The sequence below is a fragment of the Mesorhizobium sp. M0751 genome, assembly GCF_040320265.1.
In the GTDB taxonomy this organism is placed as follows: Bacteria; Pseudomonadota; Alphaproteobacteria; order Rhizobiales; family Rhizobiaceae; genus Mesorhizobium.
Map to the genome: position 1 here is coordinate 1 of NZ_JAMYPH010000033.1, position 25,817 is coordinate 25,817.

Annotated in this window: 23 protein-coding genes, 2 pseudogenes and 1 riboswitch; of the genes and pseudogenes, 16 read left to right on the plus strand and 9 right to left on the minus strand. The window is 60.1% G+C overall.

All coding sequences use genetic code 11. The features are described from left to right. Positions 1-35: 35 nt before the first annotated feature. The 4 genes and pseudogenes from NKI19_RS30355 (at position 36) to NKI19_RS30370 (ending at position 2,697) form a co-directional block, all read left to right on the plus strand. Complete coding sequence (locus NKI19_RS30355; RefSeq protein ID WP_352951272.1) at positions 36-107, plus strand: hypothetical protein; 72 nt, start codon at positions 36-38, stop codon at positions 105-107. Next, positions 94-729: pseudogene (nadC, locus tag NKI19_RS30360) on the plus strand (carboxylating nicotinate-nucleotide diphosphorylase); the annotation flags it as partial. The gene NKI19_RS30355 and the pseudogene nadC, both read left to right, overlap by 14 nt. 48 nt (positions 730-777) lie before the next feature. Beyond that, a complete protein-coding gene (locus NKI19_RS30365) occupies positions 778-978 on the plus strand; it encodes a hypothetical protein (protein ID WP_352567279.1) in 201 nt (66 codons plus the stop codon). A gap of 243 nt (positions 979-1,221) precedes the next feature. After that, entirely contained in the window at positions 1,222-2,697 is a 1,476-nt protein-coding gene (locus NKI19_RS30370) for an NAD-dependent succinate-semialdehyde dehydrogenase (protein WP_352567281.1), read from the plus strand. 216 nt (positions 2,698-2,913) lie between these two features. Here NKI19_RS30370 and NKI19_RS30375 read toward each other — a convergent pair whose 3' ends face one another. After that, positions 2,914-3,186: a hypothetical protein gene (locus tag NKI19_RS30375; RefSeq protein WP_023762395.1), complete on the minus strand. Its 273-nt coding sequence runs from the start codon at positions 3,184-3,186 to the stop codon at positions 2,914-2,916. Between the two features lie 336 nt (positions 3,187-3,522). Here NKI19_RS30375 and NKI19_RS30380 point away from each other — a divergent pair, with 336 nt between their 5' ends. After that, positions 3,523-5,178 (plus strand): MFS transporter, encoded by a 1,656-nt coding sequence (locus NKI19_RS30380; protein ID WP_352951270.1) that lies wholly within the window; start codon positions 3,523-3,525, stop codon positions 5,176-5,178. A gap of 214 nt (positions 5,179-5,392) precedes the next feature. Here NKI19_RS30380 and NKI19_RS30385 read toward each other — a convergent pair whose 3' ends face one another. Next, positions 5,393-5,932: a DUF309 domain-containing protein gene (locus NKI19_RS30385; protein WP_352567285.1), complete on the minus strand. Its 540-nt coding sequence runs from the start codon at positions 5,930-5,932 to the stop codon at positions 5,393-5,395. A gap of 158 nt (positions 5,933-6,090) precedes the next feature. Between NKI19_RS30385 and pmtA the strand changes: the two genes are divergently transcribed. The 10 genes from pmtA (at position 6,091) to NKI19_RS30435 (ending at position 16,943) form a co-directional block, all read left to right on the plus strand. After that, positions 6,091-6,687, plus strand: coding sequence for a phospholipid N-methyltransferase PmtA (gene pmtA, locus NKI19_RS30390; RefSeq protein ID WP_352567287.1), 597 nt, complete (start codon positions 6,091-6,093; stop codon positions 6,685-6,687). A 181-nt stretch (positions 6,688-6,868) separates the two neighbouring features. Continuing rightward, a riboswitch (TPP riboswitch) is annotated at positions 6,869-6,985 on the plus strand. Positions 6,986-7,088: 103 nt separating this feature from the next. Beyond that, on the plus strand, positions 7,089-8,924 hold the full coding sequence (thiC, locus tag NKI19_RS30395) for a phosphomethylpyrimidine synthase ThiC (RefSeq protein ID WP_352567289.1): 1,836 nt from the start codon (positions 7,089-7,091) through the stop codon (positions 8,922-8,924). Beyond that, positions 8,921-9,922, plus strand: a complete 1,002-nt coding sequence (thiO, locus tag NKI19_RS30400) for a glycine oxidase ThiO (protein WP_352567291.1) — start codon at positions 8,921-8,923, stop codon at positions 9,920-9,922. The genes thiC and thiO overlap by 4 nt, the downstream gene beginning before the upstream one ends. Beyond that, a complete protein-coding gene (gene thiS / locus NKI19_RS30405) occupies positions 9,891-10,088 on the plus strand; it encodes a sulfur carrier protein ThiS (RefSeq protein WP_352567293.1) in 198 nt (65 codons plus the stop codon). The genes thiO and thiS overlap by 32 nt, the downstream gene beginning before the upstream one ends. A 3-nt stretch (positions 10,089-10,091) precedes the next feature. Continuing rightward, positions 10,092-10,865, plus strand: coding sequence for a thiazole synthase (locus tag NKI19_RS30410; protein ID WP_352567295.1), 774 nt, complete (start codon positions 10,092-10,094; stop codon positions 10,863-10,865). Then, a complete protein-coding gene (locus tag NKI19_RS30415) occupies positions 10,862-11,467 on the plus strand; it encodes a thiamine phosphate synthase (protein ID WP_352567297.1) in 606 nt (201 codons plus the stop codon). The genes NKI19_RS30410 and NKI19_RS30415 overlap by 4 nt, the downstream gene beginning before the upstream one ends. After that, positions 11,458-12,216, plus strand: a complete 759-nt coding sequence (locus tag NKI19_RS30420) for a hydroxymethylpyrimidine/phosphomethylpyrimidine kinase (protein ID WP_352567299.1) — start codon at positions 11,458-11,460, stop codon at positions 12,214-12,216. Before NKI19_RS30415 ends, NKI19_RS30420 begins: the two co-directional genes overlap by 10 nt. 455 nt (positions 12,217-12,671) lie before the next feature. Then, complete coding sequence (gene ald / locus NKI19_RS30425) at positions 12,672-13,787, plus strand: alanine dehydrogenase (protein ID WP_352567301.1); 1,116 nt, start codon at positions 12,672-12,674, stop codon at positions 13,785-13,787. 336 nt (positions 13,788-14,123) lie between these two features. Continuing rightward, positions 14,124-15,191 carry a dsDNA nuclease domain-containing protein gene (locus NKI19_RS30430; protein ID WP_352567303.1) on the plus strand — a complete coding sequence of 356 codons (1,068 nt, stop codon included), beginning with the start codon at positions 14,124-14,126 and terminating at the stop codon, positions 15,189-15,191. Between the two features lie 57 nt (positions 15,192-15,248). Next, a complete protein-coding gene (locus tag NKI19_RS30435) occupies positions 15,249-16,943 on the plus strand; it encodes a hypothetical protein (protein WP_352567305.1) in 1,695 nt (564 codons plus the stop codon). Positions 16,944-17,999: 1,056 nt separating this feature from the next. Here the strand turns inward: NKI19_RS30435 and NKI19_RS30440 are convergent. The 7 genes from NKI19_RS30440 to NKI19_RS30470 form a co-directional block, all read right to left on the minus strand. Then, positions 18,000-19,094 carry a hypothetical protein gene (locus tag NKI19_RS30440; protein WP_352567307.1) on the minus strand — a complete coding sequence of 365 codons (1,095 nt, stop codon included), beginning with the start codon at positions 19,092-19,094 and terminating at the stop codon, positions 18,000-18,002. Between the two features lie 6 nt (positions 19,095-19,100). Continuing rightward, positions 19,101-19,622 (minus strand): ubiquitination-like system serine protease family protein, encoded by a 522-nt coding sequence (locus NKI19_RS30445; RefSeq protein ID WP_352567309.1) that lies wholly within the window; start codon positions 19,620-19,622, stop codon positions 19,101-19,103. 18 nt (positions 19,623-19,640) lie between these two features. Beyond that, positions 19,641-21,122 carry a phosphotransferase gene (locus NKI19_RS30450; RefSeq protein ID WP_352567311.1) on the minus strand — a complete coding sequence of 494 codons (1,482 nt, stop codon included), beginning with the start codon at positions 21,120-21,122 and terminating at the stop codon, positions 19,641-19,643. A gap of 10 nt (positions 21,123-21,132) precedes the next feature. Then, entirely contained in the window at positions 21,133-22,488 is a 1,356-nt protein-coding gene (locus NKI19_RS30455) for a ThiF family adenylyltransferase (RefSeq protein ID WP_352567312.1), read from the minus strand. After that, entirely contained in the window at positions 22,485-22,862 is a 378-nt protein-coding gene (locus NKI19_RS30460; RefSeq protein ID WP_031245464.1) for an E2/UBC family protein, read from the minus strand. The genes NKI19_RS30455 and NKI19_RS30460 overlap by 4 nt, the downstream gene beginning before the upstream one ends. Next, complete coding sequence (locus tag NKI19_RS30465) at positions 22,862-23,098, minus strand: multiubiquitin domain-containing protein (RefSeq protein ID WP_023750596.1); 237 nt, start codon at positions 23,096-23,098, stop codon at positions 22,862-22,864. The genes NKI19_RS30460 and NKI19_RS30465 overlap by 1 nt, the downstream gene beginning before the upstream one ends. A 308-nt stretch (positions 23,099-23,406) precedes the next feature. Next, positions 23,407-24,264, minus strand: coding sequence for a hypothetical protein (locus NKI19_RS30470; RefSeq protein WP_352567314.1), 858 nt, complete (start codon positions 24,262-24,264; stop codon positions 23,407-23,409). 729 nt (positions 24,265-24,993) lie between these two features. Here NKI19_RS30470 and NKI19_RS30475 point away from each other — a divergent pair. Further along, positions 24,994-25,713: pseudogene (locus tag NKI19_RS30475) on the plus strand (IS5 family transposase); the annotation flags it as partial. Between the last annotated feature and the right edge of the window lie 104 nt (positions 25,714-25,817).

Sequence of the window (25,817 nt, forward strand, 5' to 3'; positions counted from 1 at the left end):
TCGTCGAAGCGGTGCGCGGACAGAAAGCAAGGATCGTGTGCACGCGAAAGACAACGCCCGGCCTGCGCGCGCTGGAAAAATACGCTGTCCGCGCTGGCGGCGGGTGAGACCATTGCAAGGGTGAGTGGACCGGCGCGTGGCATGCTTGCGGCCGAGCGCACTGCACTCAATTTTCTCTGCCATCTCAGCGGCATTGCGACGGCAACGGCCGAGATCGTCGAAGCGGTGCGCGGACAGAAAGCAAGGATCGTGTGCACGCGAAAGACAACGCCCGGCCTGCGCGCGCTGGAAAAATACGCTGTCCGCGCTGGCGGCGGCGCCAACCACCGCTTCGGGCTCGATGATGCGGTGCTCATCAAGGACAATCACATCGCCATTGCCGGCGACATCCGCACGGCCATTGAGCGGGCGCGCGCTGCCGTCGGGCATATGGTCAAGGTCGAGGTCGAGGTCGACACGCTCGACCAGCTCGAGATCGCGCTAGCCGCCGGGGTGGACGCCATCCTGCTGGACAATATGTCCGTCAAGCAACTCACCCAGGCGGTCGCAATGGTCGACGGCCGTGCGATCACGGAGGCCTCGGGTCGCATAACGCCGACAACGGCAGCAGCCGTAGCGGCAACCGGGGTCGACCTCATCTCTATTGGGTGGCTTACGCACAGCGCGCCGATCCTCGACATCGGCATGGACGTGCCTATCGAAGCATGCATCCAGAAGCATCTGAACTGAATAGAGCGCGCTCCATATAGGAGCAATCTACGGAAGTGGGGACGTACGATGATCGACAAGGTACTGAGATCCGACCGGGCCAAGGCGCTTGCCTTCATCAGCGCAATGCTCAGCGAGCTGAATCAGATCGCGGGGTCTCACAGGCTGCAGTTCCTAGGATACCTTCTGGAGATGGCGTATATCGAGTCGTACGACATGGTCCGCAAAGAGCGCTCTTATCGTCAGAGCAAGAACGTAGATCAGGGATAGCGCCGCGCTGCGAACTGAGCCCTGCGGCAGCTTCAGCTCACACGATCCAACCTTGAGCGGTTTGGCCGTAACGATCAGTTGGAGTATTTGACCGCGCGGCAGGCTACTTTGTCTGCGTGGTTGCGATGCCTGTATAGAGTGGAATCGAGTGGGTCTAGTGGCACTTCACCGAGGCCCTATGCGAAGCTGAGGCGCGCGAATCAACCCAAATACGTCGCGTTAACCGCATCGAGGAGATACGCGTTGCCCCTGTACGAGCCACTGCTTCGCCACCTGAAGTCGCGCGAGCTGTTCGGAGCCATTGACCGGGTGCCGGCTTTTGGCACGCCAGCAAGTGAGCGGACCTTCGAGGTATCAAACCCTTCGACCGGCGAGGTGCTGGCGGAATTGCCCGACATGCGTGTTGAGGAGACGCGCGCGGCGATCGACAAGGCCTACGTGGCGCAACCTGGATGGAGTGCACTGACAGCGCGCGAACGCAGCGACATTCTCTGGCGCTGGCATCAACTGATCGTCGACCACACCGACGATCTCGCTGCGGTTCTCACTGCGGAGATGGGCAAGCCGCTAGCCGAAGCGAAGTCTGAGGTGGCGCATGCGGCCGCGTATCTGCAATGGTACGCCGAAGAGGCCAATCGCATCTACGGCGAGACGATCTCGGCGCCCTCCGCAGACCGTCGCATGCTGGTTATCAAACAGCCAATCGGCGTTGTTGGTACGATTACGCCCTGGAACTTTCCGGCTTCAATGGTTGCGCGCAAGATTTCGCCGGCTCTCGCCGCCGGCTGCACTATTGTGCTCAAACCTGCTGAACAGACGCCCCTGGTGGCAGGTGCAATGTTTGCTCTGGCCCATCTTGCCGGCTTTCCCGAAGGCGTCGTCAACCTCATCTACGCCTCCGAAGGCGATACGGTCGGCCGCGAACTCTGCTCGAACGCCAAGGTCCGCAAGATCAGTTTCACCGGTTCGACCGAGGTCGGCCGGTTGCTCATGCGCCAGTGCTCGGACCAGATAAAGAAAGTCGGTCTAGAGTTGGGTGGCAATGCGCCTTTCATCGTCTTTGATGATGCCGACGTCGATGCTGCCGTCGACGGCGCGATCCAGGCCAAGTTCCGCAATGCCGGCCAGACCTGCGTTTCCGCCAACCGGCTTTACGTCCAGTCGGGCGTTCATGACGAATTCGTCGCCAAATTCGTGGAGCGTGTCCGTGAGCTTCAGGTCGGCGACGGCTTCGACCCAGGTGTCGCCATCGGTCCGCTGATCGACGGGCATGCACTGGCCAAGATCGAACTTCACATTGCCGATGCCTTGGCCAAAGGTGGCGCGATCCGATGTGGCGGCGGCCGGATCGGCAGCGATGGCAACTTTTTCCAGCCGACGATCCTCAGCAACGTCTCAAGGGAAATGATCGTGGCGCAAGAAGAGACCTTTGGACCCTTGGCGCCGATCATTCGCTTTGAGGATGCTGATCAGGCCGTGCGTGAGGCCAACGATACGATATACGGCCTCGCCGCCTACTTCTATGCTTCGAACCTGGCGCGTGTCTGGCGTGTGGCCGAGGCGCTGGAATACGGCATGGTGGGGATCAACACAGGACGGATGTCCTCAGAAGCCGCGCCTTTTGGTGGGATAAAACAGTCCGGCATCGGGCGGGAAGGTTCCCGCCACGGCCTCGAAGACTATCTTGAAATGAAGTACCTCTGCATGGGCGGCATCTGAGGCGGCGGGCGGCGATTGCCGCGATGAAGGCCAGCGGACGGCCGGACGCCACGAAATGGACCCGCAGTTTTCAGATTCGCGGAACAATCCACACCCAGTCTGCCTCATAAAGGGCCCCGGTTTTCCGCCTATTTTTTGGTGGTCAAACGTCGTCAATTGCCTTCGTCACTGTGGCGGAACGCGGCGCGATAGCCGGTTAGCAACAAGCTTTGGGCGTCATTTCTCTCTGGCGGAATCGACCCCTTCCGACAAAAGCCTGACCTTTGCCAGTCTTCTACGGGCCAGCGTTCGCGCCAAAAGTTCAAAGCCGCGTCCGTAACATTCAACAATGAAAGCCAGCGTTATCAGGTCGAGCAGAAAGTCGTCTATCGCATGCGTGAGGGCATCAGACCTTTGTTCGAATCGAAGTAGCAAGGCGCGCGCCTCTTCGATCGCGGCCCGGCAATCGTCTGCGCCTATCAGTGAATCGATCCTGTCGAAGATCTGCAAGCGTCCTCACTCTCCCTAAGCCACACGCAGCGCATCGAACGCCGCTGATGAATGAGTCTTCAACAAAGAACAGGATCGCGTTTCGCGAAAAGGCATCGCTCCGCAAAGTGCGCGTTGATGAAGCCTGGTGCGTTAAGCGACAAGTGAATCCGACCTTAACAAGACATCTTCGAACGCGAGTGAGCCGGCCCACGCCCCGTGTGCCGCGACCCTCAATGCCGAGGAAACTGTGCTGCACTCGTCGGAGGCAAACAGTTCCTCTCTCTTCTTCCGGCCGCCACGGTTCAGCCTAGATTACATGGGAAACGACAATAACGGAAAGCAAAGGTTCGCAAAATGAGTAGGGTAGCTGGATCAAACGAAGATTTGGCTGCACCAACGACCTTTGGGCCACTTCTGCAATCCACCTTTCGTTCGATCTGGCTCGCGACGCAGGTTTCAAGCCTCGGCTGGTTGATGCAGACTGTCGCCATCAGCTGGCTGATGGCAACGATCTCCACTTCCGATCTGATGGTTGCGTTGGTGCAGGCTTCATCGAACCTGCCCGCTTTCGTCTTGTCCGTCTTTGCCGGGGCTCTCGCCGATAATTTCAGCCGGCGCCGGGTCATGTTCGCCGGTCGGTGCCTAATGGTGATTGCGTCCGCGATGCTGACCGCGTCCGTGGCGCTGGGCTTTGTCAGTCCGTGGATGATCCTCGGCTTCAGCTTCTTGATCGCAAGCGGCGGTGCTCTCAATGATCCGGCCTGGCAAGCGTCGGTTGGCGATATCGTGGATCGACGCGATGTTCCCGCTGCCGTCACCCTGCTTTCTGTTGGCTTCAACACCGTCCGGACTGTGGGTCCGGCGCTCGGCGGCATTGTGGTTGCCTCATTTGGCCTTATGGCGGCATTCGCGGTGACCACGCTCACCTATTTCGTACCCTTGGCTGCCATTTGGCGCTGCAAGTGGAAGGTTCGTTCTTCCCCTCTTCCCCGCGAGTCGATGAGGACGGCAATTTATGACGGGCTGCGCTTCACGGCGATGTCATCGGAGATCAAGGCAGCGATCGCGCGCGGAACCCTCTTTGGCCTGGCGAGCATCGCCATACTCGCGCTGCTGCCGGTGGTTGTCCGCGACCAGCTGGGAGGAGGCCCGCTTGCCTATGGCGCGCTCATGGCCGGCTTCGGGACCGGTGCCGTCTTCGCCGGCCTCTCCAACAGCCTGTTCAGACGGAGCTTGTCGCAAGAAAGGCTGATGAGGCTCTCCTGCGTGGCCTGTGCGGCGTGTTCTCTCTCCCTGGCACTGACCTCTTCGATTGCCGTGGCGGCAATTGCACTCGCCTTGGGTGGCGCCGGCTGGGTCACCGCCTGGTCGGGGGTTGGCGTGAGCGTGCAACTAGCGAGCCCGCGCTGGGTCGTGGGGCGCACCATCTCGATCTACTATGCTTTGATAGACGGCGGCATCGCGCTCGGCAGCTGGGTGTGGGGCACGGTGGCCGAAAACCATTCGCTGACCTGGGCGCTAGAGGGTTCCGCTGGAGCCCTGTTGATCGTCGCTGCAGCCGGCGTTCTCTTTCCGCTTCGAGAGCGCCGCGACTCCGAGCCCGATCCCTTGGAGGAATTTGATGCCCCAGCTGTCTCTCTCAATTTGAAGCCGAGGAGCGGCCCGATCGTGGTCAAGGTCGAATATCTGATAGCCGAGAGAAATCTCGAGGCCTTCCTCGACCTCATGCGGCAGCGGCGCCATGTACACAGCCGCGTCGGTGCTCGGAACTGGACGCTCCAGCGGAACTTGCAGAAGCCTATGCATTGGACAGAAACGTTCCGCACGCCGACCTGGACGGACTACCTTCGCCTCAATCATCGTCTGACGGAAGTGGACAAGGAACTGGACGAGCGTGTCTTTCAGCTGCACGCGGCCGAGACCCCACCTCAAACGACGCTTTCCATCGAGCGGCCGACAAGCTCGGCCCGCAAGCCCGAGCACTCAGCTTTTCGCCATCCCCGTCATTGAAGCCTGCCGGCATCTCTGTCATCAATCGATTGGCTACGAGCGCGACCGGTCGCCCCCGACCCTCAAGACCATCGACATCGAAGCGGCCGCGAGTTGCCTATAAAACCTTACTGCACTCTTATTGTTTGTGACGCATGCGGGTGGTGAGCGGTTTTCAAAGGCCCCGTTTCCTGCTGACAAAGTTAGCTTGGACACTTGAACCACTGAATGCCGATCAAACGCTCTCGGATACTGGTGCGAGTATGAAATCAAACACGGGCTCAGGCTGGGCAGGCTTTGGCTCCCGCGGAACAACCGGGTAAGCTACGATCGCTTGGGCATGTTCAGCGAGCGCGGCGGGTGTCATTCCCAGCGCTTTCTCCCACAGGCCGCCCGGCACTCTCACCACCTGACGAAAAAGCCCTGCAGCTCTTGTCGCATGGCGCGCCGCTGCGACCCGCTTGCCCTCGCGGATCTTCACCCCGGCCGCCGCTAACAGGATCAGTCCCTTGAAGAACATGCGGTGCTGAGCGCTGTGTTTCGCAGCCTGCCAGAGAGGCTCCCAGGCTTCATGGGCTTCCCAGTAGTAGCCGTGATTGAAAAGGTCGATTCCCCATCGAAACACATCTGAGCCGAGCGCTTCGCCAACGGCGACGGTCACCGGATCTGATCGGTAACTGTGGCCCAAGGGATCGCGCACCGGATGCGGATATTTGCCGGGCAGATACGCATAGCTCGGGAAACTTTTTTCGGGCAGCAAGCGAGGGCGAAACATAGACCCACCAAACATGAAAGTGCGTTAAGGGGCAATTCATGCTGACCGCCTCGTGACACGCAAGCAGTCTTAACGGGCTTGTAAAGGGTGCCGAGATTGGCCAAAACGCGCTTTGCCAAATGATGACGTTGGGTAAGCGGCTGACGCAAGGAGAAGGTATGATTTTGCGACTGAAGGAGCGGCTCGGCAAAAGGTTTGAGGAAGAAGTCCAATTCTTCAAAGGCTGGCAGAAGGACAAGAAGGGCGTGGGAGCCCTTATTCCCACTTCGGTTTATGCGGCACGCCGGATGGCAAGCGTGGTGAACCCACCGTCAGGATTGCCGATTCTGGAGCTTGGCGCGGGAACCGGTGTCATCACAAAGGCGATCCTGGCCAGGGGAATCAAGCCGCGCCAGCTGGTTTCAGTCGAATATTCCAGGATTTTCTACGACGGCCTGGTGCAACGCTTCCCGAATGTGGACTTCAGATTGGGCGACGCATTTGCGCTGGACGAAGCGCTGGGTGAGCGCAAAGGTGAACAGTTCGATTGTGTTATAAGTGCAGTCCCGCTGTTGAGCTTTCCAATGCAACAGCGTGTCGCGCTGGTTGAGGATCTGCTTGCCCGTATTCCTGCCGGCCGGCCCGTGATTCAGATCACATACGGACCTCTGTCGCCGGTGATCAAGATGCCAGACCGTTACGTGGTTTCCCACTATGACTTCGTCGTCCGCAACATACCGCCGGCACAGCTCTGGACTTATCGTCGAGCAGTCTAGCCAAATCTGGACGGTTTTCCTTCTCTGAGGGTTCCGCTGAGTGGTGGCCTTGCACCCAAATAGGATGTGGAACAGAGCAGGGGCAGATGCCAGATTGCCAAGAAGACGACGCGGTCCTGGTTGATTGACAGTGGCCGGGCCAAATGCGCTTGACAAAGCCGCGCCGGCCCGTTCAACCTGAGGCATTCACCAGGGGAGTCCCGGCAAGGGGCTGAGATACTGCTGGCTTTCGCGGCGCAGTGACCCGTTGAACCTGATCCAGTTCATACTGGCGTAGGGACGGTGCAAGCGCTCTGCGGGAGTTCACGCCCGAGGTCCTGTTTCGGCAGGTCCACAGAAGCGTCTTTTCATCCTTCCGGCACAGAACTGGGTCTCCAATGCATGAGCAAAGGAGCCTCAAGATGAATGCCCTCACCCCCGCCGTGTCGACAGGGCCGCTGGCTGCCTCACGGAAAATCCACAAGTCTGGCGTCCTCCATCCGCAGATCAAGGTGCCGATGCGCGAAATCTCCGTCCACCCGACGGCCGGCGAGCCGCCCATCACCGTCTACGATCCGTCCGGCCCCTATACCGACCCGACTGTCGAAACCAGTATCGAAAAAGGCCTGGCCCGACTTCGCCATGAATGGATTACGGCACGCGGCGATGTCGAAGCCTATGACGGCCGTCATGTCCAGCCGGAAGACAATGGATTTGCGACTGGCGAGCGCCTGACACCGGAATTTCCCATACGCAACCGGCCGCTCAGAGCTAAGGCCGGTAAGGCAGTGACCCAGATTGCCTATGCGCGCGCCGGCATCATCACGCCTGAAATGGAGTTCGTCGCCATCCGCGAGAACCTTGGCCGCGAGATGCTGCGCGGCAAGCTTGAGCGCGACGGCGAGGCTTTCGGCGCGACGCTGCCCGATTTCGTCACGCCGGAATTCGTGCGCGACGAGGTGGCTCGCGGACGGGCGATCATTCCCGCCAATATCAATCATCCCGAGAGTGAGCCGATGATCATCGGCCGCAATTTCCTGGTGAAGATCAACGCCAATATTGGCAACTCGGCGGTCACCTCGTCGATGGCCGAGGAAGTGGAAAAGATGGTCTGGGCCATCCGCTGGGGCGCCGACACGGTGATGGACCTCTCGACCGGCCGCAACATCCACAACATCCGCGACTGGATCGTGCGTAATGCGCCGGTGCCGATCGGCACGGTGCCGCTCTATCAGGCGCTCGAAAAGGTCGGCGGCATTGCCGAGAATCTGACCTGGGAGGTCTACCGCGACACGCTGATCGAACAGGCCGAACAGGGCGTCGACTATTTCACCATCCACGCCGGCGTGCGGCTGCATTACATCCCGCTGACCGTTGACCGGGTGACGGGCATCGTCTCGCGCGGCGGCTCGATCATGGCCAAATGGTGCCTGCACCATCACCGGGAGAGCTTCCTCTACGAGCATTTCGCCGAGATCTGCGACATCGCCAGAGCCTACGACGTCTCCTTCTCGCTCGGCGACGGCCTTCGTCCGGGCTCGATCGCCGATGCCAACGACGCGGCGCAGTTCGCCGAGCTGGAAACGCTTGGCGAGCTGACGCAGATCGCCTGGGCGAAGGATTGCCAGGTGATGATCGAGGGCCCCGGCCACGTGCCGATGCACAAGATCAAGCAGAACATGGACAAGCAGCTCGCTGTCTGCGGCGAGGCGCCGTTCTATACGCTTGGACCGCTGACGACCGACATCGCGCCGGGCTACGACCACATCACCTCAGGCATTGGCGCCGCGATGATCGGCTGGTTCGGCACCGCCATGCTCTGCTACGTCACGCCCAAGGAGCATCTCGGCCTTCCCGATCGCAGCGACGTCAAGATCGGCGTGATCACATACAAGATAGCCGCCCACGCCGCCGACCTGGCGAAGGGCCATCCGGCAGCGAAAGTCAGGGATGATGCGCTTTCGCGCGCGCGCTTCGAGTTCCGCTGGGAGGACCAGTTCAACCTGTCGCTCGACCCGGAAACCGCGCGGTCCTTCCACGACCAGACCTTGCCCAAGGAGGCGCACAAGGTGGCGCATTTCTGCTCGATGTGCGGACCGAAATTCTGCTCCATGCGTATCTCTCACGACATCCGCGCCGAGGCACAGAAAGAGGGCATGGCGGCGATGGCGGCGAAATACCGCGAGGGCGGCGATCTCTACCTGCCGGCGGACGAGACCGGCGCACCGCTCATACCTCAGCCACGTGAGCCATCATGAAGGTCTTGGTCAAAGGGGCCGGCGTTGCCGGCCTCACCGCCGCCTTCGAATTCGCCGCACGCGGCGCGGCGGTTACCGTTGCCGAGACAAGGCCTGCCCTTGGGGGCAATGCGTCGTGGTTCGCCGGTGGCATGCTGGCGCCGTGGTGCGAGCGTGAAAGCGCCGAGCAGCCGGTGCTGGATCTCGGACGCGACGCCGCCGACTGGTGGGACGCCGCAACGCCAGGCTTGGTAGCACGACGGGGAACGCTGGTCTTGGCCGCGCCGCGCGATGCGGGCGAGCTCGACCGGTTCGCCAGCCGCACGACGGGCTATCGGCGTGTCGAGGAAGATGAAATTGCCTTGCTGGAGCCCGACTTAGCCGGCCGCTACCGCCGCGGATTGCTCTTCCCCGCTGAGGGCCATCTTGATCCGCGCCAGGCGATGGCAGCACTTCATGACAAGCTCGCGGCCATGGGTGTTGAATTCCACTTCGGCGCCGACGCCCAGCATGTTTTTGGTTTCGATCGTCAGATCGATTGCACGGGAATGGCAGCCGCCGATAGCAGGTTGCGTGGCGTTCGCGGCGAAATGCTCACCCTGCGTATCCCTGATATCTCGCTGTCGCGCCCCGTCAGGCTGCTGCATCCGCGCTTTCCACTCTATGCAGTGCCGCGCACCGACCACTGTTTCATGATTGGTGCGACGATGATTGAAAGCCAGTCCGGCGGACCGGTCACGGCGCGCTCCATGATGGAGCTGCTGGGTACCGCCTATGCCCTCCACCCGGCCTTTGGCGAGGCTGAGATCGTTGAAACCGGTGTCGGCGTCCGCCCAGCCTTTCCCGACAATTTGCCGCGCGTCGAAACCAAGGGTGAAATCATCGCGATCAACGGGCTCTATCGTCACGGTTTTCTCCTGGCTCCCGCCATGGCGCGCCAGGCTGCCGACCTGGTTTTCACTCAAGACAGAACGAAGGAGCTTGCTCATGAAACTGACCGTCAACGGCGAAGCGCATGAGGTTGCCGCCACCACGCTGGCCGAGCTGCTTGCCGCGCTTGACTATGAGGGCGATTGGCTCGCGACCGCCGTCAACAACGACCTCGTGCACAAAGCCAACCGGGCGGAATTCCAGTTGAACGACGGCGACCGGATCGAAATCCTCTCGCCGATGCAGGGAGGCTAGGCCATGTTCGATGTTCTCGGAACGTCGCTTGCCTCCCGCCTGCTTCTCGGCACGGCTCAATATCCATCGCCGGCCATCCTTGCCGAGGCCGTCAAGGCGTCGGGCGCTTCGGCGGTAACCGTCTCGTTACGCCGTGAGATGGCAGGCGGCAGGGCCGGCGAACAATTCTGGTCGTTGATCCGTTCGCTGGGCGTGAAAATCCTGCCCAATACTGCCGGCTGCCACTCCGTCAAGGAGGCGGTCATGACCGCGAAAATGGCGCGCGAAGTCTTCGGTACGAGCTGGATCAAGCTCGAAGTGATCGGCAACCACGACACGCTGCAGCCGGATGTGTTCGGTCTGGTCGAAGCCGCCCGCATCCTGTGCGAGGACGGTTTTACGGTATTCCCCTATACCACCGACGACCTTGTCGTTGCCGAGCGGCTGCTTGCGGCGGGCTGCAAGGTCTTGATGCCGTGGTGCGCACCGATCGGCTCCGCCCTCGGGCCGGTCAACATCACGGCGCTGCGCTCGATGCGCAGACATTTCCCAGGCGTTCCGCTGATCGTGGATGCGGGGCTCGGACGGCCGTCGCACGCGGCAACCGTTATGGAGCTCGGCTTTGACGCCGTACTCCTGAACACGGCGGTCGCCAAGGCGGCCGATCCGGTCGGCATGGCACGTGCGTTCGGCAAGGCGGTCGAGGCCGGTCGTGAAGCTTTCAGTTCGGGAATGCTCGAACCGCGCGACGTCGCCGTGCCATCGACACCGACGATCGGCAGGGCAGTTTTTTCATGAAGCTCGATCCCTTCTACCTGATCGTCGACAGCGCTGCCTGGATCGAGCGGTTGGTGCCGCTTGGCGTCAAGCTGGTGCAACTCCGTATCAAGACCATGGATGAAGCCGGGTTGCGCGCGGAGATCCGCAAGGCGAAGGCCTTTTGCGCCCAACACGAATGCCAGCTCATCGTCAACGACCACTGGCGCCTGGTAATCGAGGAAGGCTGTGACTTCGTCCATCTCGGCCAGGAGGATCTGCAAACCGCCGACCTCTTGGCGATACGGGCAGCCGGCGTGAGGCTCGGACTGAGCACCCATGATGATATCGAACTGGAAACGGCTCTGGCCGCCGAGCCCGACTACATCGCGCTCGGCCCCATCTACCCGACCATCCTGAAGACGATGAAATGGGCGCCGCAAGGGCTCGAACGGATTAACGAGTGGAAGCGCCGGGTAGCACCGATTCCTCTGGTCGCCATTGGTGGCCTCAACCCGGACCGACTCGACGGTGTCTTTGCGGCCGGTGCGGACAGCGCGGCAATGGTCACCGACATCACATTGAATGCCGATCCCGAAGCGCGCACGCGAGAATGGATCGAAAAGACAGCCCGATGGCGCTGAGGCCAGAACCGCATGTGCTTGTCGTCGGTGGCTCGGACTCCAGCGGGGGTGCCGGAATTGCGCGCGATATTGAGACGATCTCTTCGATTGGCGTGCGCACCTGCCTGGCTGTCACAGCGGTGACGGTGCAGACGCACGACGCCGTGATGGAAATCCATCCTTCGCAGCCCGATCTTGTGGCCGATCAGATGCGCGCCGCGCTGCAGGCCAACGAGGTGGCGGCAATTAAGATCGGCATGCTTGCAACGGCCGAGATCGTCGTTGCCGTCGCGGCTGTGCTACGCGAAAATCCACAGGTGCCGGCAGTACTCGACCCGGTGCTGGCCTCGACGTCAGGCCGGGCGCTGCTGGACGCAAGGGCCATCGCCGCCATGAAATGCGACCTGATGCCCCTTTGCCGCCTCGTCACGCCCAATCTCATGGAGCTGGCGCTTCTTGTTGGCTTAGAGCCAGCGGTGGATGAAGGCGGCGCAGTGTGGCAAGGCCAGGAATTGCTGGCAGCCGGGATGCAGGCCCTGCTGATCAAGGGCGGCCACGCGGCGGGACCGCGATCGACCGATATTCTGTTGCGCTTGGATCAAGGACCAATCCGCTTTGACATGCCGCGCCTTGCCGTATCGATGCGCGGGACGGGCTGCATACTGGCCAGCGCGATTGCGGCGTATATGGCCAATGCGAGCCCACTCGAAGAAAGCGTGCGCAAAGGCAAGCTGTTTGTGTTCGGGAAGCTTCAGAAGGCAGCCGAATGACAGCGACGCTGCCTCAGTCACTCTAATGCGACCGCGCAGCGATCAAATCCATCCAGCGGTTATGCAGAGAGCGCCCTGCCGGCGGGGAGAAGACCGGCAGGTGCCCCCGCGCATAGCTCGAGACCATTTGGCAGCGGGATATTGGCGGCAGGCGGTGGTTTTACAGCAGCGCGGCGCGATCGCCCATTCGTTTTGCCACGCCGTCATGTCATTGGGGAGGGCGTCCGAGTCAGACTGGATCCGGCGCATCCTTCTGCAAGGCCTCGAGAATGGCGATATCGATCCTATCGAGCGGCATTTTTCGTGAGTCCTGCGACTATTTAGCCATTTCGCGCAACGATTATCGAATCGCGCCCTCTCGCGCATGCGCATTCGCAAACACCTGCGCACCGATTCGTGGTTCACTCCAGCAATACAGGGAGCCAGCCCAAAAGGGCCTGATCAGGAGAAGAAAAATGCGCATCGGCTGCCCCAAGGAAATCAAGAACCACGAATATCGCGTCGGCCTCACACCCGGCTCGGTCCGCGAGTATGTGGCGCATGGCCACGAAGTGCTGGTCGAGACCGGCGCCGGGGCCGGCATCGGGGCCGATGACAACGCCTATCGCGCCGCCGGTGCCACGATTGCCAAGACGGCTGCCGACGTGTTTGCCAAGTCGGACATGATCGTCAAGGTCAAGGAGCCGCAGCCCAACGAGTGGGCGCAGCTGCGCGACGGCCAGATACTCTACACCTATCTTCACCTGGCTCCCGATCCGGAGCAGACCAAGGGCCTGCTCGCCTCCGGCGTCACCGCGATTGCCTACGAGACAGTGACCGACGACCGTGGCGGCCTGCCGCTGCTGGCGCCGATGTCGGAAGTCGCCGGCCGCCTGTCGATCCAGGCCGGCGCCACGGCGCTGCAGAAGGCCAATGGCGGCCGCGGCGTGTTGCTCGGCGGCGTGCCCGGCGTGCTGCCCGGCAAGGTCACCGTGCTCGGCGGCGGCGTCGTCGGCCTGCATGCGGCCCGCATGGCGGTCGGCCTGGGCGCCGACGTTACCATCATCGACCGCTCGATCCCGCGCCTGCGCCAGCTCGACGACCTCTTTACCGGCCGCGTCCACACCCGCTACTCCACCGTCGAGGCGCTGGAGGAAGAATGCTTCTCGGCCGACATCGTAGTCGGCGCCGTGCTCATCCCGGGCGCCGCGGCCCCCAAGCTGGTGACCCGCGAAATGCTGTCGGGCATGAAGAAGGGCTCGGTGCTGGTCGACGTCGCCATCGACCAGGGCGGCTGCTTCGAGACCTCGCACGCCACCACCCATGCCGATCCGACCTATGAGGTCGACGGCGTCATCCATTATTGCGTCGCCAACATGCCAGGCGCCGTGCCGGTCACCTCGGCCCACGCGCTCAACAACGCGACGCTGCATTACGGCCTGCAGCTCGCCGACAAGGGCCTGAAGGCGCTGATCGACGATCACCATTTGCGCAATGGCCTCAATGTGCACAGGGGCAAGATCACCAATCGCGCTGTCGCCGAAGCCCTCGGCTACGAGCTGGTCGAACCCAAGGCGGTCCTGGCCGCCTGACGCGGACAACGAATTCCTCCTGTCTTGCCCGCCGGGTTCGTTCCGGCGGGCTTTTCTTGGCGACGATTGGCCAAAGGCTCTTGCCGTCCTCCTCCCGTGAGCAAGCGCTTTGGCGCCTCCGGGTGCTCCGTGCATTCTTGCTTGAGCTATACCGCAACCCATAATCGATCATTTTGGAACCGCAGGCTGATGGAAAGTCATGAAAGTCTTCTGTCAACCTGGACGTCGTCTATTCATTTGGCTCATTGATTTGGGTTAGATTTATGCCTACGAGGGGGCGCGGTTCTCTTTTAGACATGCCGGCCCGGGAGAATACGGCGGGCCGCGGGAGGCAGCATGGGCGTCAAAGAGAAACTATTGACCGTGGACGAACGCGAGGACGGCGGGCGAACGGCTTACGAACGTTTCGACTACCAGACGGCTTGGGGCATCTCGAAGCTTCTCGATCTACATGATGCTGGGCTGAACTATGCCGTTGGCTTCGAATTCCACGACGATGTCGTCTCGCTTGACGACGCCGACGACCCGACGAAGGTGATCTTTTATCAGGTCAAAACCAAGCAGACAGGCAACTGGTCATTCGCACGCATCGCGAACAGGACTATGGTCAAGGGGGTCAAGCAGGCGTCGTTTGCCGGCAAGATGTACGACAATTTCCTCCGCTTCGGCGCCGTTGTCGAACGCCTCGTTTTCGTCAGCAACCAACCGCTCCCGGAAGTCATCCTGGTGCACGGGGAGAACGGCTTCTCGTTGGCCGAAAAGGAAAAGCTCAAGAAATTTGTCGCAAAGCTTTCCGAGGAGGCGGGGGGCTTCAAGGATCCCGAGCATACGAGCTTGTTTTTCTTCGCATTCTCGGAGCTCAATCTGGCCGGCTACGAAAATGCCATACTCGGTCGGATCGCATCGTTCCTCGCGAATGGGGTTGGATCGCACATCCCGCCTAAGCCGTTCGCCCTGATGTTGAACGACTATTGCAGGCGGCGTTCGAAGAAACTCGCCGACTTCTCAAGTTTTGACGAGCTAAAGGCCTCAAAGTTCGTGACGCGTGCGGAGGTGACGCAGTGGCTCACTCATATCTGCGACCAACACGAGCGCCGCCCGGATTGGGGATCCGTATCCAACCAGCTCAACCTTCCCTTCATCGAAAAGACAAAGATTCAGCGGGAGTGGAGCGCTTACGAGGTAGCCATGCGCGCCAGGCCAAACGCGGCGACGGTTGCCATGAACGAGCGACTGCGAAAGCTGATCGACGACACGATCGACGGCGCCGACGCAGGGATGGAAGACCTGGTTGCTTTCGTTGACGCGGTGTTCGCTCTCGCCAAACCCGTCGTCCGCGCATGGAAGGCGGACGCCAGCGATCACTTCGTCAAGGCGGCCATACTTTACGAGTTCAGCCCATGACCTCCAACGACGACCGACGCTACCGACTTCTGATAAGAAACCTGCGAAAAAAGAACGATGAAAAAACTGCGCTTCGAAAGTTTGGAGTTGCTGTCCCTGAAGGAACGGAAAGCTCTGACGGTACAGTTTCACCCGTTTCTGACGGTGATTCAGGGGGAGAATGACGTTGGAAAGTCGTCGGTCATCAAGAGCCTGTATTGGGCTTTCGGCGCGACCCCGCCGAAAATCCATCCCCAATGGGCCAGGGCCAACGTAAAGGCGCTCGTCATCTTCACGGTCGATGGCATCCGCTATCGTATCCTCCGCAATCAGGAAAATTTCGGGGTCTTCGACTCGAGCGGCAAAATGCTTCTGTCGACCAGCCAAGTCACCAAGGAACTGGCCCCCTTCATCGCCAAGCTAATCGACTTCAAACTGGTTTTTACCAACCGCGAACAGACTTCGGAATCCCCGCCTCCAGCCTACGCCTTCCTGCCCTTCTACATTGATCAGGATGCCGGGTGGCGAAAGCCGCTGGACTCATTCGCCTCTCTCACTCAGTACGTCGATTTCCGAAAGGATCTTTTAGAATACCACACAGGCATCCTGCCTAATGAGTATTATGAACTCAGTGCGGAGCGACGCGGGCTCGAGTTCGAGCAGAAGACGTTCGAGGCAGATCGCGGTGTCGTCCGCAAGGCGATCGCCCGTTTCGACCTGCAGGCGTCGTTCGATGGATTAGAGCTTTCGACCGAGGGCCATGAGCAGGCCATCGAGCAATTGCTACAACGCCTCCAACAGGTCAAGCAGGTCCGGCAGGAACGCGCCGGTAAACTGGCCGACATTCTCGACCAACGCATGATCCTGGACCAACAGACCGCAGTCGTACGTTCCGCCATCGGCGAACTCGAGAAAGACGCCAAGTTTGCCGGCGAGCTGGACGAGGTCGAAGTTTTCTGCCCGACCTGCGGCACCGTCCACCGCAACGATTTCGCCAACAGGTTCAGCATCGTTCAGGACCGCGAGTCCTGCTTCGAATTCCTCACGGAAGCCCAGCAAAGAATCCGTGTACTTGCTGCCCAGGCCGGCAAGGCAGAAGCTGATGTACGTGATGCTGATCAGACTTTGCAGGAGATCCAGACTACGCTCGACACCAAGCGCGGCGAAGTCAGCCTGCTTGAGGTCATCGAAAGTCGTGGTCGTCGCATCGCCGCCAACATGTTCGACAGCCAACTGGAGGAGTTGGACGTTAAGATCGCGACCCTTTTCGGCGAAATCGGCAAGATCGAGGAACGCCTAAAGGAGTTGAAGGACAAGAAACGGCGGGAAGACATCGTCGCCTTCTATGCAAGGCACATAATCCCCTATCTCGACCGCCTTGACGTCACGAATTACACAGCGGACGACTACACCAAGATACCAGCGAGGGTGGCCGAGACGGGGAGCGATCTGCCTCGCGCCATCCTCGCTTATTTCCTCGCGATACTAAGGACGATCCACCAGCATTCGACGGCCTTGTTCGCGCCCATCGTGATCGACAGTCCGAACCAGCAAGATCAGGATCCGAAGAACGTCGCCGCAATGATCGACCTGATCGTCGAATCCCGACCGGACGATGCCCAGACCATACTAGGTACCGTTTCTCTGCACGGGCACGATATCAAGGAAGGATCAGTGATTCAGTTTACCAGAAAGCTCTCGGTCCTCAGCGAGGACGAATACGAGGGTGTTCTCAGTTCGATGCAGCCATTGATGGATCAGATGACGACCTAACTATCGTCGTTAATGTAGCGACGAAACGTAGGCGCCCTGATACGCCCGCGTCGATAGTACCAACCGAAGCCAGACTGTCTGCGCCCTTGTTCTTTCGCGTTGCCGTGCTTCAATCATGCGCGAGCGCTGCTGTGGAAAGATCGGTCTGGGGATTGGGCCTCTACCAACCGAAAGCCGATGGGCCGCCCACCGGCCTGATTCTAGAACGGAATGTGATCCGAAGGCTGATCGGAATCGATTTCGTGGACCTCGGTCGTTCCACGCCGTAAGATGAATTGAGGCCCCGTCATATTGGCGAACTGATGCCTCCGGGCGATCTTGTTCGCCAGTTCCGGGAATGGGCGGTCATGGCCCTCGGGGTGCATCAAGCCGATCTCGATGTAGGTAGCTCGTCAACTTGGCCAAGGTGTTTCGACCAATCTTAAAGTAGTTTCAGGTGTCGTCGTCGGAGACCTCCTGGACCAGGGCCGAACCGACTGCAATGCAGCTTTCCTGCACATCGATCCAGTACAGCCCCTCAAAATTGTCGGCGCTCCATTCGAGGTTCTGGTGCACGGTAGGCGAACGTTAGGCAGCGGCCGTCGCCTGGCTTGATCGCTCCAACGACACCTTGCCACGGCGGCAACGGGAAGTAGACAATTCTGGCATAGTCTCAGGAAACAAGGCTATCCGCTCTGGTCTCTTGAGGTCCCGCACTCCACAATGCCATTTATGCGACTTTCGAAGCACAAACCATGAACACTGCGGCCGCGTGGTTATTGATTTCCAATCGCCACTTAGTAGGCTTGCATGTTCCGAAATGACCGCATTGGGGACGACTGCGGTCCGTCCGGTTTCGGCCGCGATTGGATGGAAAGCTGCCTATATGGAACCGACGCCCTTTCGGCCGCTCGTAAATAGCGAAACCCCGATAACGGTCATTGCCCGTAATAAGGTCAATTCGCTTCGCTGCGCATGCGCAGCGATTTCGGGCTCCACTCCGAAGCGCCAAATCGCGGCGGAACCGACCGCTGTAGAGATTATACCTCGGGCGCGGCAGCCTTCGGGACGAGCGCTTTACGCCCCTTCCTCGGCCGCGGCCGTTGTCTGCGCCCGTGCAGCGCGCTCCACCATCTCGCGCGTCACGACTTTGCTGTGATCCCGCTCACGGTAGAGATGCGCATACTCGGAGTCGTCGACATCGCCCGGGCCATAGTCATGGTAGTCGAGATGACGCCAACCCCGTTCGGTGAGGTCCATGCCGTATTCTACGCCGACAAATCCGCTCAAGGGCACGATATAAGTCTTTACGAAGGGAACGTCCTCGGATGTCCGCTTGATGAACTGCGCGCCGGGCGTATTTTCGATAAACCATGGTTGCCGGCCGAACCCGCCAAACTGCAGTTGGATGACGCGGCCGAGCGTTTTTAATGCCGATAGAGCGTCCTCCCGCATTGTGGAGTAGGTCGCGGGGTTAAAGTGGACCGAGCGGTTGCGCAGCGTCGCGAGCCCCATGAAAGCTATCCCAACATCAGGCAAGAGCACGCCCCAGTCTTCCAGCACGCGCACGGCGAACCGCCAGTCATCGAAAGACTCGCTGCGATAGACACGGCGGTAGTGCGGCGACGCTTTGTAGTAATCCCGAAGGTCCAGGATGAGGTGGTTCAGGATGCGCTCGCCGAGGGCGCACGCAGCGACCAAGGCTGGGAAGTAGAGCCCTGATACAAAGGCGCGGCGCGCCTGTTCATGCATCAGGTTATGATAACTGACGATGGAGAACGCCTTTGCGCCAAGGTCCTTAGTGTCCTGGATCACTTGCGCATGGCGGCGTTCGCCGTACTCAGCCTTGAGCCTCTCAATCGCCTTGTTGCGGTTCTCGATATGGAGCGCCTTCACTTTCTCCTCCCAGTGCTCGCTCGGATCGTCGAGACTCATCGGAGTGGAGTCGAAATCATAGGCAAACGGGTGATACCGCCGCCGCCCACGGTCTCGCAAGGATTCGTGCCCCTCATGGTCGTAGAGGCCGCGCGCCAGGTCGGCGACCGTGATGAACCCTTCTGATACCGTGCTCTCCGCGTGGCCGTTGCTCTCGGTCTCAGCGGCTTCCCGGCGCTTGGGCGACACCTGCACAGGCTTTTTATCTTCGACAGCAGTCGGCTCTTGGTCGGCCATGGTCCGTCAGCCTGCCGTCGCGGGCGCCCGCCGGAAGCTTGCCTGGCTCTGCTTGGTTTCTTCGATCGCTTTGCCAGCATCCACAAGCGACCGGCACGCATCAAGAACCGACCAAGGCACTTCGTCGAGCACTGCAGCTATGTCGACGAAGCTCACCAGCTCGTTGGTCAGGACAGCTTCCACGACGGCTTCAAGGGATGGATTGCGCCGAAGAGACCATTTGTCGTTGGTCCAGTGTATAGTGTCGTCCCAGACGATGAAATGGGCGCCGCAGCCGGTGTCCCTCCAGACCGAGGGGAACAAAGTCAAGCCATCTTGGCGCCGGTAGAAACGCCAAGCAGGCCCTGCACGACGATCGAGATTGACTGTTAACACGTCTCCGCAACCATCAGGGCACTTCATTACGAAGGCACGCGGGACGCCACGTTCCACCAGCACGACATCGCCCGGCCGTTCGACCAAGTTGATGGCCTCAGACTGGCGTTCAACCGAGCCTTTGAAATGGACCGCGTGCGATTTCCTGAGCAACAATGGAACTCCAGACCCTTACCAAAGCGAGGGGTTTGTTACACGTTCGAGAAGGTTGCCGGCGCACTGGTAGGCAGTGCTGGCGTCCCCGTTCTTGGCTTTCGCATAATAAAGCAGCCCTACGCAGATCGCTATTGTATACTCCCGTCGCAGGTCGACGGAGTGGACCTGCCCCTCATCGAGGATTGTCGAGCGCAAGGCCGTGATCGCATTGAGCCGATGGGACGCGGCCTTGCCCTTGAGAAGATGTTCGAGCGAGACAGCGAACAGGTTACCGCTATAGAAATCTTCGAGCACATCGGTCGGAATCCGTTGAGTTGCCTGCAGGTCGGGATCGAAGCCAAGGCCCAACTCCAAGCGCGCAACGTCGTGCGAAAGCGGGCGCTTGGCCGCTCGTGTGAAATCGATCAGAACCGCCTCGGCGTCCTGGCCGCATACGAACACGTTGCGCAGATTGAGATCGTCATGGGCCCGGCACATCAAGTGGTCCTCTACCGGCAAGTTGGCGAGGCGGTCAAAGAAATCATGCGGCGAAGGGCCTCCGTAACCGGCATCGCTGAGATCTTTGTAGGTGCGTTCGAGCCCCTTCAGGTATTGCTCCTGCCGTATCACGGGCAGGAACTCCGGAAGCAAATCGAGCTTCTTCTTTTCGGGCCGGTCTCGCCACCGGCCCAACACTGTTTGATAGATTGCCTGGACGACGGCGTTGACGTCCCTTTCCGGCACGACATAGTCTAGGCGCACAGCATGTTCGACGAAGCGGGACACAGCCAACTGTGAACTGGCCCCCAACACGCATCGCTCCAGGCATAAAGGGGCGCATCCTCGAAAGGGAATTCGGTCGGCGACGACATCCCTGTAGGTCTTGATATGCTCCTCCATCTCCGCCGCGCCGCCCGATTTGACGATGAACGGCGTGTGCTGCTCCAGACCCTGTGTTTCGACCTTCCACACGGACGCTGAGGATTTGCCGCCATTCTCCTTAGAGATGTGTATCGCCGGGTAGTCGTGAAAAGCACGTCGGAATAGCAACTCGAGCTCGAGCGACAATGGTTCTAGTAGCGGGGCACCGTTCTTGCTGCGGATCGCAAGACTGTCATTGCTCGAGGGCCCGCAACGGCAGCGAGCACAGAGTTCCGCGATCCGATCCCCATGAGAATCCGCAAGCACGACCAGTTGCTGCAACACGACTCCGGGAGGCTGGGCCCACTGCGCCAGCTGACCTGCACCTGACCTCGCGACAGCCATTGCGCTCGCCTCGTCGCCCGACTTCGCCACGACAACGATGAAAACACCCCGCGCTGCGGCAGGAGCGGCGAGAAGACGCAAGCGCTTAACAAGATCTTGTCGATCCGTCTGCGACGATAACGCACCGGCGAGCACGATTAATGCACGGGCGCTGCCGTCGGTAAGATCCGCGGGCGATTGTAGCTTCTTGAGCGCGAGTTGTCGGCTGTCAAAGGGCCGCCTGTCGACCGTTCCGCCATCGACCAGGACCATTGTGCGCTCCTCAGCCTTCATGACGACGCCAGATCATGGGCCAACTATCTCCTTTGGCCAGCGCGTTGCCCCGGGAACAAACGATGCAGTTCGGGTCCGGTACCGAACTGACGGGCCGCACCGATCCATCGATGGGTCGTCCGACTAGGTGGCGTGCCGAGCCAGGAAAGCCGGTGACCGCCGATAGGAACATTGAGACAGCCATCGAAGACGTTGCGGCATTGAGAGAGATTACGGCCGGTTGCGGTTCAAAATGGCCGACAAAATACGGATCAGACCGAACGTCAGTCAGAAGGTCGCGGCGCACGGAAACGGGATTGAGAAGAGGATGGCAGTTGAGGCAGGCGAGCGGCTCGGCGAGCATCTGCACGCGAGTCGACATTGCCGTGACGATCTCATCGCGGGCGTCGATACGTACGCCGACATCGATCATAGGAAGGCGATACTGGTAGGCCATTTGGTTCAGGACAGCCCGGCTGCCATGGGAGTCTGTGCAGCACATCACGAAATCGCTATCGAGCAAAGCTCTTGCGACGGGTTCATCTATGATCGTATCTGCGATCGCCTCAACGGCCATCTCGCCTTGCGCACGTTGCACGGCAGCGCGCGCTATCAAGACCTTCGGCTGGCCAACATCGCCCGGCGTGGCTCCGAGCAGACGGTTGAGATTGGTCGGTTCCACTTCCTCCGGGTCTATCAGGAGGAAGCGGCCAACACCCAGCCGCGCGAGTTCTTCAACCACCACGGATCCGGTGCCGCCGACGCCGACGATGGCGACAGTAAGGCCGTTGAGTATCCGTTGACCCTCAAGGCCGAAGGCCCGAACATTGCGGTCGAACACGTCCGACAGGGGCGCCTGATTGCGAACACCGGATTCCCTTTCGTATGTGCGGAGATCGCGGTCGACTTCTTGGATGCGGTCGATCGTAAATAGGGTTTCCCCCTCGGCATCAAATAATCTTCCCCGGAACCCTGTCGGCCCGGCGACGAGGAAACCATGCGGCCCGGATGGGCATCGAAAATGCTGGACGGGCGCCAAAATCTTCTGCGACGCATCGTCGACCCGCGAGAAGGCGAGTTCCTCTTGCATCGGATGCGAATGAGCCAGAATAACGCCGACACGGTCCTGGCGCGCCCGTTTGAGCACACTGGCAAGAAACGCGGGCGTCAAAGTCGCCTCGACCGAACTACGGGTCATATAGTCGTCCGGGCCGGGGAGGATGACGTCCCGGACAACCAGTCGCATGCCGCCATCGAAGCGGCCACCCGCGACGATCAGCGCAGCCGCTGTCTCAATCGGGGAATGCGCAAGAAGGTCGTCGCGAAGCGCCGACCACCCGCCTGCGGCAAAGACCAGCCGATTCATTTGGCCTCGCCGAGTCGCCGCCGGATCACGTTCAAATAGGTGTGCAGGTTATCGCTGTTGGGTTGCCACGTGGAAGGATGCCAGGAAAACCAGAGCCACTCTGACGGTATTCCTGGAGTCGCCTGCTGGCCGGTATTTTGCGGAGCTCCACCGTGAGCGAGCGCGAGAGCCGGCTCCGTCCAAAAACAGTCAGGTGCCGCCTGCGGATATCCGCCGGGAACCACGAACTTCACATCGACCGCGGCCTTGTTCCACCCCGGTGGAAGGCGCACCGCCGGCAAACTGACGACCGCCGTCCCACCCGCTTGCTCCTCAAGGGTCGCATTGGGGTATCTTTTATTGAAGTCTTCGAAATGACGGGCGAGGATGGACATCAGCCAAACGTCGCAGGCGGAACCGTATAGAAGTGCATGCCGTTCTTCAGCGCGACTCCCTCGCCGTCGCCGATCTGCCGGTCGGCGTCATGGCCGTGCCCCTCAAGGAACAACTGATATTGCTGATCTTTTCCGGCAAGCTGTTTCAGTTCAGCCCCGGTCATGCTTTCACTGGCCGCCTCAAAATGTACACCATCGATATTGATGGAAAATTTCGGATGATCGTCTTTAGCCATCGTTTCCTCTGCAAATGTGCGTGTGATCGCGAGAACCCGCCCCTAAGGAATTGAGGTACAAGCGTTACTTACCTTGAAACATACCGCCGCAGAAGCACGAATCGCCGCCTTCCCCTGCTCGCTGACTGCACCGCTTCGTGATCCCGATATAGGAACTACCTGAGGGTTTCTCATCCTTTGGCTTATTGCAGATACTGCGAGCCATGCGACCCAATGTGGGATGCCGGCCCGACACCGGTCGGTGCCCAAATCGGCGGACCGGCAGCTTAGAGGGTAAATTTTGCAGTTCCTCAGCCCGAATGCCCCACCTATTGACCCAAGCTTTTCTGGAGCAGAAGCAAGTTCAGGTCGTTTAGCAGTTTCTCCTTGGCAGCAGGATCGACCGGCGGCGGAGCAGGAGGATTCTTCTCGTGCTGGCCTTCAGGCAGCTTGGTCGCGCGCGCGGGCGCCGGCGCGGCTTTAGGCTTCTCTTCGGGCTTGGGAGCGAACACGATAGAAATTTTATTGACGTCCTTCCACGTAGTTTTCCAGCCGATGCCCAGGCTGGCCTGCCCTGTGTCGAATGGTATCGTGATGATCTTCACGCTCGCCGACGCGCCTTCATCCAGCGTAAAACCCATCACGTACGAAACTGAATCTGGCGGCGTCTTTGTATCCGCGTAAGAATCCTGGACCTGTGCAAGCCAGTTCGCGATTCCCAGGTTTCCGGTAAGCCGAGAACCGTGCGCGCGCCTGTCGTTGACGGTTGGTGTGTCGCACTTGATGTCGTCCTTTTGACCCAAGCCTATGGTGAACTTGTAGCCCACCATCCTGTCTGCGGTTCCGGTGGCGTTTGTCGCCAATGCAAACGTGCCTGTCTGCGGAATGTAGGGTACCTCGTTTCCGGCACTGCCGTCTCCGCCGCCCGTCGCTACGACATTCAGCGACAGTTCAACTGCCGCGTTCCACTTTCCCTTGTCGGTCAGGAAGGTAGCAGGCCCGATTGGAGGCTTTGCCTTGGGCCGCCCGTCGCGTCCGTCTTTCAGGTCGCACCGGATGTTGTCGACAATGTCTGAGATGCGAAGTAGACCGACTTCGGTTGGCAACTTCGGAACGCTGGCGCAACTCGAAAGAGCAAAGCAAACTCCTAGCGAGCCCCGAACGAAAACCTTCATGATTTCCCCCATCTTCCCACCTCCACAGGGATCATGCCTACTACGAAGATGAAATGGTAAAACTAGACTTTCCACAGATAATATTGGTGAGACGAAATTATTCTAGCTGCTGATTGAGAACCACACCCTACCAAGTTGAGGCCCAGGGGTCACCTAGTGTCCATTCGGCGGCGACCAACACAAAGCAAAGCAACGCAACGAATGAGGGAACCCGCCCGCGGCGGCTTGCCGAGGAGAGACGGCCCGCGCGCCTCTCTTCCCAGGCCCTAACCAGCGACCTTGTCGCTCAATACGCCGATTCTCTCGACAAGACGTTTGGTCAGCTCGACGCGCAGCAACGGAAAGCCTCTGATGATCTGCGTGTCCTAGTGAACCAAAACCAGCGATGGATTCACGGCGATGTTCAGGAAGGCCTGCAGGCAGTCCAGGACCTCAACGTAGAGATCAGCAACCTAGCGATTTCCTCGTCGAAGCCGGTGGTCACAAGATTTACGCCCACTTATATCGCCCCGGCGAGTCAATCGGACGATGTGCTAATAGAGGTAGAGGGCTTTCACCTCTCTATGGTTTGCTTTTTACGATTTTGCCAGAAAAGCTCGGAGAGTACTTTGTTGCCACGACAGCTACGATAGATCGCCTAGAGAAGGACTTCTTAACTCCTAAGTGTCTGCTCCAAAAAGAAGTGAGTGATTTCGGCGGGTTGTGATTCAGTCGGATTGCTGAGATTCGACGGAGATCACGATGCCCTGGACCGAAACCACTCGCCCTCACTATGAACGGCGCTGCCCGCGCTATGCAAGCGACCTGACGGACGCGGAGTGGGCGCTGATCGAGCCGCTGATGCCGGCGCCGAACCGGATCGGCCGGCCCCGCAAGGCGGACCTGCGCGAGGTCGTGAACGCGCTGCTTTACATGGCTTCGTCGGGCGGGGCATGGCGGCTTCTACCGAAGGACTTCCCACCGTTCTCGACGGTGCAGAAGTACTTCTGGCGCTGGCGCGACGAAGGATTGCTGCGCGCCATCAACAATGAACTCGTCATGGCGGCACGCGAACGGGAAGGCCGGGAAGCGAGCCCTTCGGCCGGCGTCATCGACAGCCAGAGCGTGAAAACCACCGAAAGCGGCGGACTCCGGGGCTTCGATGCTGGCAAGAAGATCATGGGCCGCAAGCGCCACATCGTCGTCGATACGCTGGGCCTGCTGGTCGGCGTCGTCGTCCACGCCGCCGACATCCAGGATCGCGACGGCGCGCCGGCCGTGCTGAAGACCATCCTCAAGCGCTGGCCCTGGCTGCGCCACGTCTTCGCCGACGGCGGCTATGCAGGGCCGAAACTGCGGGGTGCCCTGCAAAAGACCGGCACGTTCACAATGGAGATCGTCAAGCGATCGGACAGCGCCAAAGGCTTCGAGATCCTGCCGCGCCGATGGGTCGTTGAGCGGACCTTCGCATGGCTGGGTAGGGAAGCGTTTTCGCAAGGACGGCACACTCGGCAAGTTGCACGAAACGCTGACCTTGTCTTTCAAAGATGAAGGTAGGCAGAGGCAGGATAGGCGGAGGCAGGATA

Excerpts from the sequence above, each read along its gene's own strand:
- NKI19_RS30380 (WP_352951270.1), top strand. The coding sequence starts at position 3,523 with ATGAGTAGGGTAGCTGGATCAAACGAAGATTTGGCTGCACCAACGACC.
- NKI19_RS30465 (WP_023750596.1), bottom strand. The coding sequence starts at position 23,098 with ATGGCTAAAGACGATCATCCGAAATTTTCCATCAATATCGATGGTGTA.
- NKI19_RS30440 (WP_352567307.1), bottom strand. The coding sequence starts at position 19,094 with ATGGCCGACCAAGAGCCGACTGCTGTCGAAGATAAAAAGCCTGTGCAG.
- thiC (WP_352567289.1), top strand. The coding sequence starts at position 7,089 with ATGAATGCCCTCACCCCCGCCGTGTCGACAGGGCCGCTGGCTGCCTCA.
- NKI19_RS30435 (WP_352567305.1), top strand. The coding sequence starts at position 15,249 with ATGAAAAAACTGCGCTTCGAAAGTTTGGAGTTGCTGTCCCTGAAGGAA.
- pmtA (WP_352567287.1), top strand. The coding sequence starts at position 6,091 with ATGATTTTGCGACTGAAGGAGCGGCTCGGCAAAAGGTTTGAGGAAGAA.
- thiS (WP_352567293.1), top strand. The coding sequence starts at position 9,891 with ATGAAACTGACCGTCAACGGCGAAGCGCATGAGGTTGCCGCCACCACG.
- NKI19_RS30430 (WP_352567303.1), top strand. The coding sequence starts at position 14,124 with ATGGGCGTCAAAGAGAAACTATTGACCGTGGACGAACGCGAGGACGGC.
- NKI19_RS30470 (WP_352567314.1), bottom strand. The coding sequence starts at position 24,264 with ATGGGGGAAATCATGAAGGTTTTCGTTCGGGGCTCGCTAGGAGTTTGC.
- NKI19_RS30385 (WP_352567285.1), bottom strand. The coding sequence starts at position 5,932 with ATGTTTCGCCCTCGCTTGCTGCCCGAAAAAAGTTTCCCGAGCTATGCG.
- NKI19_RS30410 (WP_352567295.1), top strand. The coding sequence starts at position 10,092 with ATGTTCGATGTTCTCGGAACGTCGCTTGCCTCCCGCCTGCTTCTCGGC.
- NKI19_RS30460 (WP_031245464.1), bottom strand. The coding sequence starts at position 22,862 with ATGTCCATCCTCGCCCGTCATTTCGAAGACTTCAATAAAAGATACCCC.
- thiO (WP_352567291.1), top strand. The coding sequence starts at position 8,921 with ATGAAGGTCTTGGTCAAAGGGGCCGGCGTTGCCGGCCTCACCGCCGCC.
- ald (WP_352567301.1), top strand. The coding sequence starts at position 12,672 with ATGCGCATCGGCTGCCCCAAGGAAATCAAGAACCACGAATATCGCGTC.
- NKI19_RS30450 (WP_352567311.1), bottom strand. The coding sequence starts at position 21,122 with ATGGTCCTGGTCGATGGCGGAACGGTCGACAGGCGGCCCTTTGACAGC.
- NKI19_RS30365 (WP_352567279.1), top strand. The coding sequence starts at position 778 with ATGATCGACAAGGTACTGAGATCCGACCGGGCCAAGGCGCTTGCCTTC.
- NKI19_RS30455 (WP_352567312.1), bottom strand. The coding sequence starts at position 22,488 with ATGAATCGGCTGGTCTTTGCCGCAGGCGGGTGGTCGGCGCTTCGCGAC.
- NKI19_RS30415 (WP_352567297.1), top strand. The coding sequence starts at position 10,862 with ATGAAGCTCGATCCCTTCTACCTGATCGTCGACAGCGCTGCCTGGATC.
- NKI19_RS30420 (WP_352567299.1), top strand. The coding sequence starts at position 11,458 with ATGGCGCTGAGGCCAGAACCGCATGTGCTTGTCGTCGGTGGCTCGGAC.